The sequence below is a fragment of the Pseudomonas sp. GW821-FHT03C07 genome, assembly GCF_059420925.1.
Window position 1 is genome coordinate 48,866 of record NZ_JBWKUQ010000026.1, and the last position, 13,067, is coordinate 61,932.

At 62.3% G+C, this 13,067-nt stretch carries 10 protein-coding genes; 5 read left to right on the plus strand and 5 right to left on the minus strand.

Annotated elements, in window-relative coordinates; genetic code table 11:
• Positions 1-107: 107 nt before the first annotated feature.
• From rsmA to AC07VG_RS30660, 4 genes are read right to left on the minus strand one after another with little or no spacing between them, the layout of a single operon-like run.
• On the minus strand, positions 108-926 hold the full coding sequence (gene rsmA / locus AC07VG_RS30645) for a 16S rRNA (adenine(1518)-N(6)/adenine(1519)-N(6))-dimethyltransferase RsmA (RefSeq protein WP_495003395.1): 819 nt from the start codon (positions 924-926) through the stop codon (positions 108-110).
• Positions 923-1,912: a 4-hydroxythreonine-4-phosphate dehydrogenase PdxA gene (gene pdxA / locus AC07VG_RS30650; RefSeq protein ID WP_495003396.1), complete on the minus strand. Its 990-nt coding sequence runs from the start codon at positions 1,910-1,912 to the stop codon at positions 923-925. The genes rsmA and pdxA overlap by 4 nt, the downstream gene beginning before the upstream one ends.
• Entirely contained in the window at positions 1,909-3,225 is a 1,317-nt protein-coding gene (locus AC07VG_RS30655) for a peptidylprolyl isomerase (RefSeq protein WP_495003397.1), read from the minus strand. The genes pdxA and AC07VG_RS30655 overlap by 4 nt, the downstream gene beginning before the upstream one ends.
• Positions 3,206-6,016, minus strand: coding sequence for an LPS-assembly protein LptD (locus tag AC07VG_RS30660; protein ID WP_495022395.1), 2,811 nt, complete (start codon positions 6,014-6,016; stop codon positions 3,206-3,208). The genes AC07VG_RS30655 and AC07VG_RS30660 overlap by 20 nt, the downstream gene beginning before the upstream one ends.
• A gap of 130 nt (positions 6,017-6,146) precedes the next feature.
• On the opposite strand from AC07VG_RS30660, the gene AC07VG_RS30665 reads away from it, so the two are divergent.
• The 3 genes from AC07VG_RS30665 to AC07VG_RS30675 are packed head-to-tail and all read left to right on the plus strand — an operon-like array spanning position 6,147 to position 8,613.
• On the plus strand, positions 6,147-7,172 hold the full coding sequence (locus tag AC07VG_RS30665; protein ID WP_495003399.1) for an aminoglycoside phosphotransferase family protein: 1,026 nt from the start codon (positions 6,147-6,149) through the stop codon (positions 7,170-7,172).
• On the plus strand, positions 7,169-7,843 hold the full coding sequence (murU, locus tag AC07VG_RS30670) for an N-acetylmuramate alpha-1-phosphate uridylyltransferase MurU (protein ID WP_495022396.1): 675 nt from the start codon (positions 7,169-7,171) through the stop codon (positions 7,841-7,843). The genes AC07VG_RS30665 and murU overlap by 4 nt, the downstream gene beginning before the upstream one ends.
• Before the next feature lie 2 nt (positions 7,844-7,845).
• A complete protein-coding gene (locus tag AC07VG_RS30675) occupies positions 7,846-8,613 on the plus strand; it encodes a TerB family tellurite resistance protein (protein ID WP_495003401.1) in 768 nt (255 codons plus the stop codon).
• Positions 8,614-8,789: 176 nt separating this feature from the next.
• Here the strand turns inward: AC07VG_RS30675 and AC07VG_RS30680 are convergent, their stop codons facing one another.
• Positions 8,790-9,779: an alpha/beta hydrolase family protein gene (locus AC07VG_RS30680; protein WP_495003402.1), complete on the minus strand. Its 990-nt coding sequence runs from the start codon at positions 9,777-9,779 to the stop codon at positions 8,790-8,792.
• A 72-nt stretch (positions 9,780-9,851) separates the two neighbouring features.
• Here AC07VG_RS30680 and AC07VG_RS30685 point away from each other — a divergent pair, with 72 nt between their 5' ends.
• Both AC07VG_RS30685 and AC07VG_RS30690 read left to right on the plus strand, forming a co-directional pair.
• The gene (locus AC07VG_RS30685; protein ID WP_495003403.1) at positions 9,852-12,245 is read left to right on the plus strand and encodes a PAS domain-containing sensor histidine kinase; all 2,394 of its coding nucleotides are present in this window, start codon (positions 9,852-9,854) and stop codon (positions 12,243-12,245) included.
• Positions 12,246-12,395: 150 nt separating this feature from the next.
• Positions 12,396-13,025, plus strand: a complete 630-nt coding sequence (locus tag AC07VG_RS30690; RefSeq protein WP_495003404.1) for a response regulator — start codon at positions 12,396-12,398, stop codon at positions 13,023-13,025.
• Positions 13,026-13,067 lie beyond the last annotated feature (42 nt).

Consider the following 13,067-nt stretch of genomic DNA (forward strand, 5'->3'; position numbering starts at 1 on the left):
GCAAGAGGCCTTGGAAGCTGAAGCGCAAGAGACGCTGGACGAAGCCCAGTCTAGGTCAAGTCCCGGGTAGTAGGCCAGACATGCACGCTGGCCGGCTACCCGTGAGATCAATCGACGTCGGCGACGGTGACGGCCTGCTCACTGAGTTTGTCGGCCAGGCGCACGAAGGCGGCCAGGTCGAGTTGTTCCGGGCGCAGGCTGCCATCGACACCGGCGGCTTCGATCTCGGCATTGCTGAGCAGCAACTTGAGGGTGTTGCGCAAGGTTTTGCGGCGCTGGTTGAAGGCTTCGCGAACGACGCGCTCCAGCAGGCGGTGATCCTTGGCTGGGTGGGGCAGGACGGCGTGGGGCACCAGGCGCACGATGGCCGAATCGACCTTGGGTGGTGGGTTGAAGGCCCCAGGGCCGACATTGAACAGGTGTTCCACGCGGCAATGGTACTGGACCATGATCGACAGACGACCCCAGTCGCCGCCGCCAGGGCCCGCGGCCAAGCGCTCGACCACTTCCTTTTGCAGCATGAAGTGCATGTCGCGAATCAGGCTGGCGTTGTGCAGCAGGTGGAAGATCAGCGGCGTGGAGATGTTGTAGGGCAGGTTGCCGACCACCCGCAGGCTGTTGGGCGCCGGGTTCAGACTGGTGAAGTCGAACTTCAGCGCGTCGCCCTGGTGCAGGTTGAAATTCGGCCGGCTACCGAATTGCTGGTTGAGGATCGGGATCAGATCCTTGTCCAGTTCGACGACATCCAGTTGTGCGCCACTGTTGAGCAGGCCTTCGGTCAAGGCGCCCTGGCCCGGGCCGATTTCCAGCAGGCGGTCTTCGGCCTTGGCATGGATGGCGCGCAGGATGCGGTCGATCACGCCGGCGTCGTGCAGGAAGTTTTGCCCGAAGCGCTTGCGCGCCCGGTGTTGGTATTGCTCGGTCATAAACGGGTCTCGGCCATCTGGTAGGCGGTTTCCAGGGCGACTTGCAGGCTGCCGGTGTCGATGTTGCCGCTGCCGGCCAGGTCCAGGGCAGTGCCGTGGTCGACCGAAGTGCGGATGATCGGCAAGCCCAGGGTCACGTTGACTGCGGCACCGAAACCTTTGTATTTCAGCACGGGCAGGCCCTGGTCGTGGTACATCGCCAGCACCGCGTCGCAGTGCTCCAGATATTTGGGGGTAAACAGAGTGTCGGCAGGCAGCGGGCCACGCAGGTCCATGCTCTCGCCGCGCAGGCGCTCCAATGTCGGTTCGATGATGTCGATTTCTTCGTGGCCCAGGTGCCCCCCTTCGCCGGCATGGGGGTTGAGCCCGCAAACCAGGATACGCGGGTGGGCGATGCCGAACTTTTCCCGTAGGTCGCCATGCAGGATGCGGGTGACCCGCTCCAGGCGCTCCGGGGTAATCGCATCGGCGACTTGCCGCAGGGGCAGGTGGGTGGTCACCAGGGCCACGCGCAGTCCTCGGGTTGCCAGCATCATCACCACCTGGGCGGTGTGGGTCAGGTCAGCGAGGAATTCGGTGTGGCCGGAAAAGGCGATCCCGGAGTCGTTGATCACGCCTTTGTGCACCGGGGCGGTGATCATGCCGGCGAAGTCGCCGTCCAGGCAGCCTTGGCCGGCCCGGGTCAGGGTTTCCAGGACAAAGGCGGCATTGGCCTGGTTCAGTTGCCCGGCAACAACCGGGGTTGCCAGCGGGGTGTCCCAGACGTACAGGCTGCCCGCCGCTGCCGGTTGATCAGGCCATTGGCCCGGCGCCACAGGCAGCAGATCGATCGCCACACCCAGTTGCGTGGCCCGCTCACGGAGCAGGTCACGACTGGTAATGGCGATCAGGGGGTAGGGCTGGGACTGCGAGGCGAGCAGCAGGCAAAGGTCTGGACCAATGCCCGCCGGCTCGCCGGGTGTCAATGCGAAACGCCGCGGTTTCACTTTGGCGCCTGTTCCGCGCCAGGGAGCTTGATTTCAACGTAGGCTTCGTCGCGGATCTGACGCAGCCAGGTTTGCAGCTCTTCATCGTATTTGCGGTTACGCAGCACGGTCATGGCTTGTTGTTCGCGAGCCTGGGTAGTGCTGTCGGTGGCGCGACGGCCAAGGACTTCCAGTACGTGCCAGCCGTATTGGCTCTTGAACGGTTTGGACAGGACGCCTTGCGGGGTCTTTGCCATCACTTCGCGGAATTCCGGTACCAGTGCGTTCGGGTCGACCCAGTTCAGGTCGCCGCCGTTGAGCGCCGAGCCCGGGTCTTCCGAGAAGCTCTTGGCCAGGGTGGCGAAATCTTCGCCGTTGGAGATCCGCTCGTAGAGCTTCTGTGCCAGGGCTTGGGTTTCGGCTTCGCTGCGAATGGCGTTGGGTTTGATCAGGATGTGACGGACATGCACTTCGTCACGCATCTGCGTCTCGCCACCGCGCTTCTCCAGGACCTTCAGGATGATGAAACCACCTGGGGTGCGTGCCGGTTCGCTGATGTCGCCAACCGCCATGCTGTTGAGCATGCGGTCGAACGGAGGTGGCAACTGGGCCGGCTTGCGCCAGCCCATGTCGCCGCCTTCCAGGGCGTTGTCGCTGCCGGAGCGGGCAATGGCCAACTGACCGAAGTCAGCGCCTTGCTTGAGCTGCCGGTAGACGTCCTGGGCCTGGGCCGCCGCGGCCTGGATGGCTTGCGAGCTGGCGCTGTCCGGGGTCGAAATCAGGATATTGGCCAGGTGCAGCTCTTCGGAGAGCTGCATCTTGCCCAGGTCCGAGGCGAGGAAGTTCTTCACTTCCTGTTCCGACACCTGGACGCGCTCGGCGACACGGCGCTGACGCACACGGCTGATGATCATTTCCCGGCGAACCTGGTCACGGGCGTCCTCATAAGAGAGGCCGTCGTGCGTCAGGGCAGCGCGGAATTGATCGATGCTCATGTTGTTGCGCTGGGCAATGGTGCCGATGGCCTGGTTCAACTCATCATCGCTGATGCGAATACCCGAGCGTTCGCCGATCTGCAGTTGCAGGTTTTCGACGATCAAGCGGTCCAGGACCTGTTGGTCGAGGACGCTGGTGGGTGGCACGCCGCCGCCACGTTTGGCGATGGTCTGCTGAACCTCGTGGACGCGCTGGTCCAGTTGGCTCTGCATGATCACATCGTTGTCGACGATGGCCACGACGTTGTCGAGGGGCCGCACGGCGGCGTGAACCGCCGCGCTCAGGACCAGCGCGCCCAGCATCAGCGGGCGCAGACAATCAGAAAGCTTGATCTTCACGTTCACGATAACCTTGGATGCCTTTGTCGAGGAAGCTCTCGACCTTGTTGCCCATGACGCCACCCAGGCCCTTCAGGACAAACTGAAGGAAGATGCCGTGGTCGCCTCGTTCGTTTTGCGGAGCTTGTTGGCTGAACTCGTCATACTGGACCCAGTAGCGGTTGATCAGGCGCATTTTCCAGCAGCAGTTGTCGTACTCGAAGCCACCGAAGGCTTCCAGCGTACGGTTGCGGTTGTAGTCGTACTGCCAGCGGCTGATGACGTTCCACTGAGGCACGACCGGCCAGATGACCGAGAAGTCGTGCTGCTCGATCTTGTAGTAGTCCTTCACGAAGTTCGCGGTACCTGGGGTGCCGTAGTCGCCGCCGAACTGCCATTGGCCGGTGTTCTGGTTGTAGATCACCTGGTCGTTGCGATAGCGATAGCCGGCGTTGACCACCTTGTTCGGGTTGTCTTCAGGCTGGTAGTGGAACATCGCACTGCCGGAACGCGGCTGGTGGCTGACCGGATCCCAGTTGTAGTCGGCGGTTGCACGCCAGTCACGGTTGAAGTTGTAGGCGTATTCCAGGGCGTATGGCGAGACATTGGTCTTGGCGTCGGCGCGGGTCGTGAAATCAACCCCCGGCAACTGCACGGTACGATCCTTGAAGTAGTACGCCTGGCCAATACTTACGCGCTGACGTTCGAAACCGTTGTCTTCGATCCAGCGGCTGGTGACGCCCAGGGACAGCTTGTTCTCGTCACCGACGCGGTCGCTGCCGGAGAAACGGTTTTCGCGGAACAACGAGGCATAGTTGAAGCTGTATTCGCCGGTATCGAACACGGGAATGTCTTGCTGGTTCTTCTCTGGAACATAGAGATAGAACAGGCGCGGTTCCAGGGTCTGGCGATAGTTGGTGCCGAACAGCTCGGTGTTGCGGTCGAAGTACAGGCCGCTGTCGACGCTGGCGATGGGAACGCCCCGGCTTTGTGAGCTGCTGAAGGTTCCGCCGACGTAATTCGTGCCAGCCTGGGCCGCAGCGAACTGGGCATTCACGATATCAGCCTTGCCCTGCGAGCCCAGATCCAGTTCGTACTGGGTGTACTGGTACTTGAGCGACGGTGTGACAAAACCGTACGTCCAGTTGAGTGGCAGGTTGACCCCCGGCTTGAGGTTCAAACGGTCGCCGTTGGAACGGGCCAGGCCGATGACGTTGGTGTCCAGGCGTGGCGCGGTGACGCCATCCTTGTCAGCGAAGGTGCCGGTTTCCAGACTCCGCTCGAAGCGAGTGGCTTCAGTTTCGTAGGTGAAATTGAGGCCTTCCGGATGATAAGGCAGGTTGCCGTTGAAGGTGACCTGTGGCAGGCGGTTATACGGCGTGATAACGGCCACGCTCGCCAACTCATAAGCCTGCACGTTCAGCTGGGCGGTGAAGTCGTCACCGCGATAGCTCGTCGTTGCCTGTTGATTCACATAGTCGACGCTTCTGACGCCGACCTGGTTGCTCTGCAGATCCTGGAAGTAGTACGGGTCGCTGATTTTGGTGTAGTCGACGGTGGTCAGTACACGCGAATCCAGCCCGCCCTTGTGCTGCCAGTTGACCATGTAGCGATCTTTCGTAGAGTCCGATTGCAGGGCGCGATCGTTGCTCTCGTCGCTCAGGAACGCACCGCCGAACTGCCCTTCGGTGGACTTGGTCAGGTAGCGGAACTCGCCTTCGGTCAACATGCCGCGCTTGCTCATGTAGTGCGGATACAACGTGGCATCGTAGTTCGGTGCCAGGTTGAAGTAGTAAGGCGTGGTCAGGTTGAAGCCTGAAGTACTGTCGCTGGAGAAACTCGGCGGCAGGAAGCCGGACTGGCGACGATCGTCGATCGGGAAGTAGATATACGGGGTATAGAGGACTGGAATGTCCTTGACCCGCAAGGTCACGTTGGTTGCCGTACCGAAACCGGTCGCCGGGTTCAGGGTGATGTTATTACCCTTGAGCTGCCAGGCGTTGCTGCTTGGTTCGCAGCTGGTGTACGTACCGTCCTTGAGACGGATGATCGCGTTCTCGGCACGTTTGGCGTACAGCGCGCTACCGCGGATATGCGACTTGTGCATCACGTATTCGGCGTTGTCGACCTTGGACTCGCCCGTGTCCAGCTGCACTTCGGCATGGTCACCGACCAGCAGGGCGCCCTGGTCGCGAACGCGCACGTTGCCGTTCAGCTCTCCACGGTTTTCGGCCTGGTACAGGCTGGCTTCGTCGGCCTCGACCTGCATGCTGCCCTGGCGCATGACAACGTCGCCGGCCAGCGTGGCGACTTGCTTGTCTTGTTCATAACGCGAGGCTTTGGCGCCGATAAAGGTCGGTGCATCACTTTTATTCGTCGTGTCATTCATGCCAGGACGAATGGGTTCGATATAGGAACCAGAGCAATAAGGACCTGCTTCGGCCAACTGCGCGGCAGTCAGCTTGTCACGCGGGACCCAGTCGAGGTGACTGTAGTCGGCACTGCGCGACTTCAGGCCGCGACCCTTGGCCTCGGTGACCAGCACCGGTCCGGCAGCCTTCTCGCCGCTGGAACCGCTGTCCGCCGTGGCATCGCCGCCCACAGCCTCGGCATTGCCGTCATGCACGGGACGTGGCGGCAGCTGGGCCGTGGTGGTCTTGGGCGCGCAATCCCAGGAGCCGGAAGCAGAGACAGAACAGTCATACTGTTCCGCGGCGACCGCGAAGGGGGTGGCAAGAGGTTGCAGAGCCAGCAAACCGCCGGTAACCAGCAACGGGAATTTTTTACGAAACGCGGGGGATTTCAATGCCATCTTATTAGTCCGGGCTTCCTGCGTGCCATCTGCCCGCGGTGGGGGTCACACGCCTATCGATGGTCAGAAAAAGATGCTGGATAATAAAGCAACACCCGCTTGACGGCTAGCGTCGTCGGAGACCCATGTAATGCCTGATCAAGATGTACGCTTGCAACACCTGAAAGTTTGGCTGGATCGGCAGTTGGAAACGCTTTTTCTGGCCGAAGGCTGGGGCGTCATCCCCCCGGCCACGTTGACTCCGGCCAGTAGTGACGCGAGTTTTCGGCGCTATTTCCGCTGGGAGGGCGAGGGCCGTAGTCTGATCGTGATGGACGCTCCGCCACCCCGGGAAAACTGCAAACCCTTTGTGGATATCGCCCATTTGCTGGCGAAATCCGGAATTAACGTGCCGAAAATTCACGCACAGGATCTGGAAAACGGTTTTCTTTTGCTCAACGACCTGGGCAACCAGACCTATCTGGATGTGATCGACAGCGACAATGCCGATGCGTTGTTCGCCGATGCCATCGATGCCTTGCTGGCTTTCCAGCAACTGCCAATGGACAGCGAACTGCCGAGTTATGACGTGGCTTTGCTGCGCCGTGAGCTGGAGCTGTTTCCCGAGTGGTACGTGGGGCATGAGTTGGGTCGCACTTTCGATCCGGCGCAACTGGCCATGTGGCAACGGGTCAGCAGCCTGTTGATCGACAGTGCCCTGGCCCAGCCGAAAGTGCTGGTCCACCGTGACTATATGCCGCGTAACCTGATGGCCAGCGAGCCCAATCCCGGCGTGCTGGATTTCCAGGACGCGGTCTACGGGCCGGTGACCTACGACATTACCTGCCTGTTCAAGGACGCCTTCCTCAGTTGGCCCGAAGCCCGGGTGCGCGGCTGGCTGCAGGACTACTGGCAGCGGGCGGCTGACGTTGGTATCGCGGTACAGGGTGACTTCGAGGCGTTCCTCCGGGCCAGCGATCTGATGGGCGTGCAACGTCATCTGAAAGTGATCGGGATCTTTGCGCGGATCTGCCATCGCGACGGTAAGCCACGTTACCTGGCGGACGTGCCGCGCTTCTTCGCTTATATAGAAGCTGTGGTCGCGCGTCGCCCTGAGCTGGCCGAGCTGGGTGAGTTGCTGACCAGCCTGCGTCAGCCGGTGGGGGCCGTGCTATGAAGGCGATGATCCTGGCCGCCGGCAAAGGCGAGCGGATGCGTCCGTTGACCTTGCACACCCCCAAGCCATTGATCCGGGCCAACGGTACGCCGCTGATCGACTATCACCTGCACGCGCTGGCGGCTGCCGGTTTCAAGGAGGTGGTGATCAACCACGCCTGGCTGGGCGAGCAGATCGAGGACTACCTGGGCGACGGCTCGCGCTATGGCCTGAGCATCGCCTATTCGCCCGAGGGCGAGCCGTTGGAAACCGGTGGTGGTATTTTTCGGGCGTTGCCGCTGTTGGGGGCGGAGCCCTTCCTGGTGGTCAATGGCGATATCTGGACCGACTATGATTTTGCCGCGTTGCGTCGGCCGATCGCCGGTCTGGCGCACCTGGTCATGGTTGACAATCCGCCGCATCACCCGGCCGGGGGCGACTTCAACCTGCTCGACGGCCAACTGCATGACGGTGGGGCGCTGGGCGAGAAACTGACCTACAGCGGTATTTCGGTCCTGCACCCGAAGCTGTTTGCCGCCTGCTCGGATGGCGCCTTCAAGATCGCGCCGCTGTGGCGCGAGGCAATGGCGCGGGGGTTGGTGAGTGGCGAGCATATGCGCGGACACTGGGTGGATGTCGGCACCGTGGAGCGCCTGGCGCAAGTCGAACAACTGTTGAAAGAGAGACACTGATTATGTTGTGGCCAGGGACTCTGATTGGAGCCGGGGCGGGTTTTGCCATCGCCAGTATTCCGGGGGCCATGCTGGGCGCGTTACTCGGTCAGGCGCTGGATCGGCGCTTGCAGTTGCATAGCTTTGCCCATTTGCGTGAACGCCTGGGGGGCAAGCCGGCGCTGCGCAACGACGAATTGCTGTTTGTCTTGCTGGGCCGACTGGCCAAGAGTGATGGGCAGGTGGTCGACGGACATATCCTGCAGGCGCGTGAGGAAATGCGCCAACTGGACATGCACGATGCGGCGCGACGGCGGGCGATTGCCGCGTTCAACCGCGGCAAGTCGGGGCGTGATCGCCTGCACGGCTACCTGAACCATCTGAAGGCGCAACCTCATGCCGCCGAAGGCGTTTTGCGGGCGTGCTGGCGGATGGTCTGGGCCGATGGTCGGGTCGGGGTGAAGGAGCGTGAGCTGATCATGCTCTGGGGCAAATGGCTGGGCTGGACGAGCCATCAGGTCCAAGCCCTGGCCAATGACTACGAGCCGGGGCGCAAGGTGCTGTCGAGCACGACCGGGACTTACGAGGAGGCGCTGGTGCTACTGGGCGTGGCGGCCAACAGTGAGCCCGCGCAAATCAAGCGGGCTTATCGACGCCTGCTCAGTCGCCATCATCCTGACAAGGTCGCGGGCAGTGGGGCGACGCCATTGCAAGTGCGCGAGGCCACGGAGAAAACCCGTGACCTGCACAATGCCTATGTGTTGATTCGCGAGCGAAGGGATTTTCGTTAGCTCCGGGAGAGGCCGCCGTCTTTACGGAAAAACATCGCACCTGTGGGCGCCGGCTTGCTGGCGCTGGCATTCGGATAGGCGCCGCAAGGCTCAAGGGCCTCATCGCCGCCAAGCCAGCCCACAGTGACCGCGTTGGCCGCAGTTGCGCGGCAGGGGCAAGACGGTTTCTACAGGTCTTAGAGACCGCCGACATCCTGGGGGTTCAACCAGCCGCGAATACGCCTGAACAATTGCTCCTGCCCGGCATTGCCCGGCAGGGTTTTCAGGGCAATCTGGTTGTAGCTCGAGGTTTTCTGTCGCTTGCTGGCCTGCAACCGTTCCAGCGCGGCTTTGCGATCCAGCGGCCGGTCCTGGTAGAAGAAGTCCGCCGTCGCCAGCTTCAGCCCTGGCGTGATCTGGGCCAGGCTCTGTGGGGCGGTGGTCGGCGTCTGCGCGGCCACCAGGAGCAGTCTCTGGATCTGCGGCGAGGGCTTCTCGCTCATGTAACGGGCGGCCCAGTAAGCGCCGGTGCCATGACCCAAGAGGACCACGTTGCGGGCATTTTGCTGCTTGGCGTAGGCAATGGCTGCATCGATTCGTGCGAAGATCCGGTCGGCATCGGCCTTCAACTGATCTTCAGCGGTTTGCGCGGCGGCCTGGTCGACCACCTCGGCTTCGGCGCTGGCCGCCTGTTCGATGGGCTTGGCCGTGGTGCTGGCGTCCTTGCTATTGCTGGTGGTTGCTGCCGGTGCCTTGGGCGCTTCGGCCACCCGCGGCTGGATCGCATCGCTTTGCAGGTCCGGTAGGGTCAGGCTCAGGCTGCTCCACTGGGCATCCGGGAACTTGCGCCGCAACGGACCGATTGCCTGGGGCCAGTCAGCGCTTTCGCCGGCACCGGGAATCAGGATCACGGCGCCCATGGGCGAAGGCGTGTTGGCCGGTTTCCACAAGGCCAGGAAGCTGTCGCCGCCGGCTTGCAGTTGCTGTTGTTCCTGCTGGGGCAATTGGCGCTCCAGCGCGGTCGCGTCTTCCTGGCTACGCTCGAGCAGGGGCTGGCGCTCCACCGGCTTGTCGGCGGGCTTCTGCGCCGGAGCTGGTGTCGGCTCGGCGGCCATGACGGGCGCGGTACAAGGTAGTATCAGCGACAGGCACAGCGCAGGCAGTGCCAGGCGGTAGAGAAGGGGCATCGGATTTTCCAGGCCAGAGTCATCCTGGCAGCCTAATGGGTTGGTCAGCATTTGTCAGTGTGTGAGCGTCGGATGATACGATTTTGCTGCCTGTGGGTTATCGGCTGTTTGTATTTTCCCTTGATTGCCTGGGCGGCACCTGCTGCCCATGGGCAGGGGATTGGCTTGTCCGGCGAACAGCGCGAGTGGCTCGACCAGCACCGCGAACTGCGGGTCGGCCTGGTTCTGCAGGCGCCGTATGCACAATACGACCGTCGGCTGCAGCGCTTGTCCGGGGCCAATGTGGAACTCATGGCCTGGGTTGCCAAGAGCCTCGATATCGAGCTGACCTGGCGTAACTTTCCCGATCAGGCACAACTGGAAAAAGCCTTGCACGAGGGCGAGATCGACCTGGCGCCGGGGCTGACCCAGACCCCGGCGGGGTTGCGCCTGTGGCTGTTCTCCGACCCTTACATGCGCGTACCGCAACTGGTGGTGGGTGAACGCAACGGTGCCGGCGTCGTGGAGCTGGAAAAGCTCGACAGCCACACCCGCGTGGCCGTGCGCATGCCCAGTACGGTCGCCGATTACCTGCGTAACACCTACCCCAATCTCAATCTGCAGGGCGTGCCGCTGGAGCGCCAGGCCCTGCAATTGTTGGTGAGCCAGCAGGCCCGTTATGCGGTGATCGATGAAGCGCAGCTCAGCCGCCTGTCCAATGAAGAAGAGTTCGCCGGATTGGCGGTGGTCGGCGATATCGGTTTGCCGCAGCTGTTGCGGGTCGCGACGCGGCGTGACTGGCCGGAACTGGCTGCTGTCGTGGAAAAGGCCCTGCACGCCATCCCCGCACGGGATCTGGAACAATTGCATGCGCGCTGGCTGCAACCGAAGTATCCGCGCCTGGCCGAGTCGCCGGGCTTCTGGCAGAACCTCTGCCTGCTGTTGGCGGTGCTGCTGCTGGCCGGCCTGGCCATTGTCTTCTGGTTGCGTCGCCAGCAGCACAGCCTGGAGCATGAGTTGCTTGCGGCCCGGGAAGCCCTCGCCCGGCGTGAGGCGAGCGAAGAAGCCCTGCGCCTGACCCAGTTCTCCATCGACCAGAGCACGGTGGGGATTCTCTGGGTCAACTGGGACAGCCATGTCCGTTATGCCAACCGGGCGGCGGAAGAGATGCTCGGCTATCCGCCGGGCGGGTTGTTCGACCGGCCCCTGATCGACTTCGAGCCGAACCTGCACATGGACCGTTGGCTGAACCTGTGGCGGCGCGCCCGGGCCAGCGAGGACGGGCCGCAAAGCCTGGAAACCCAGTGTGTTCGCGCCGATGGCAGCATTCTGCCGGCCGATGTGTCCTTGAGCTTCCTGCGCTTTCGCGAGGGCGAATATCTGGTGGTCTACCTCAACGACGTCACCGAGCGCCGTCGCGCGCTGGCGGCGGTGCAGGAAAGCGAAGCGCGCTTGAAGGCGATCGCCGCCAATGTGCCGGGCCTGGTGTTTCGTCTGGAACGTGTACCGCTGACCGGCGCGCTGCATTTTCCCTACATCAGCGAAGGCAGCGAGAGCCTGGTCGGTTATGCCCCGGCGACCCTGCGCCGGCAGGACATCGGCTTGCGCAGCCTGGTGCATCCGGATGACCGGGCCAGCTACCACCAGATCCAGGATCGGGCGCTTGATTCAGACAGCGACTGGTCCTGGCAGGGGCGGATCATGACGCGCGAAGGTCAGCAACGCTGGGCCGAGATCAAGGCCATCACCCGTCGGCTGGAGGATGGCAGCGTGGTTTGGGACGGTATTGTCTGGGATATCAGCGAAAGCAAGCGTATCGAGTTGGAACTGGCCGCGTCCCGTGAACAGTTGCGCGAGCTGTCGGCCCATCTGGAAAGCGTTCGCGAAGAGGAAAAGGCCCGCATCGCCCGGGAAGTTCACGACGAGTTGGGTCAGATGCTGACCGTGCTCAAGCTGGAAACTTCCATGTGCGAGCTGGCTTATGCCCAGCTCGATCCCGGCTTGAATGATCGGCTCAACAGCATGAAAAAGCTGATTGCCCAGTTGTTCCAGCTGGTCCGGGATGTGGCGACGGCCTTGCGCCCGCCGATTCTCGATGCCGGGATTGCCTCGGCCATCGAGTGGCAGGCCCGGCGGTTCGAGGCGCGGACCCAGATTCCCTGCCTGGTGCAAGTGCCGGAGCATTTGCCGGCCCTCAGCGATGCGAAAGCCATTGGCCTGTTCCGTGTCCTCCAGGAAGCACTGACCAATGTCATGCGTCATGCCCAGGCGCATACTGTTGAACTGACCCTGGCTATTGAGGGCGAGGATTTATGCCTGACCATCAGTGATGATGGCGTAGGATTCGTTCCCGCGATCGGTAGGCCGACCTCCTTTGGGGTGGTTGGTATGCGTGAGCGAGTGTTGATGCTCGGCGGCACGTTGCGGCTGGAAAGCGTGGTGGGCGAGGGGACGACCCTTAGCGCACGGGTGCCGTTGGATGTGTAGGCTTTGATGGCCCCATCGCTGGCAAGCCAGCTCCCACAGTGTTCGCGTCAAATGGCGATCTTGCATACAGCCGATACCCTGTAGGAGCTGGCTTGTCGGGACGCCGCACTGCAGCGATAGCGGTTCAACTGACTCAACCTGGAGATAAATGTGATTCGCGTACTGGTAGCCGAAGACCACACGATTGTCCGCGAGGGCATCAAGCAGTTGATCGGTCTGGCCAAGGATCTGTCCGTGGTGGGTGAGGCCAGCAATGGCGAACAACTGCTTGAAGTCCTGCGCCAGACGCCTTGCGAAGTGGTCCTGCTGGATATCTCCATGCCCGGCGTCAATGGCCTGGAGGCGATCCCGCGGATTCGCGCGTTGAACAATCCACCGGCAATCCTGGTGCTATCCATGCACGACGAAGCGCAGATGGCGGCGCGTGCGCTCAAGGTCGGTGCCGCCGGCTACGCCACCAAGGACAGCGATCCGGCGTTGTTGCTGACGGCCATCCGCAAGGTCGCGGCCGGCGGTCGCTACATTGATCCGGACCTGGCCGACCGGATGGTCTTCGAAGTCGGCCTGACCGATTCGCGGCCATTGCACGCCTTGCTCTCGGAGCGTGAGTTCTCGGTCTTCGAGCGCCTGGCCCAGGGCGCCAACGTCAACGACATCGCCCAGCAACTGGCCTTGAGCAGCAAGACCATCAGCACCCACAAGGCGCGCTTGATGCAGAAACTCAACATCACTTCCCTGGCCGAACTGGTGAAATACGCGATGGAGCACAAGCTGCTCTGAGCCCGCGGACCCTCTGTAGGTGCGAGCTTGCTCGCGATGGGC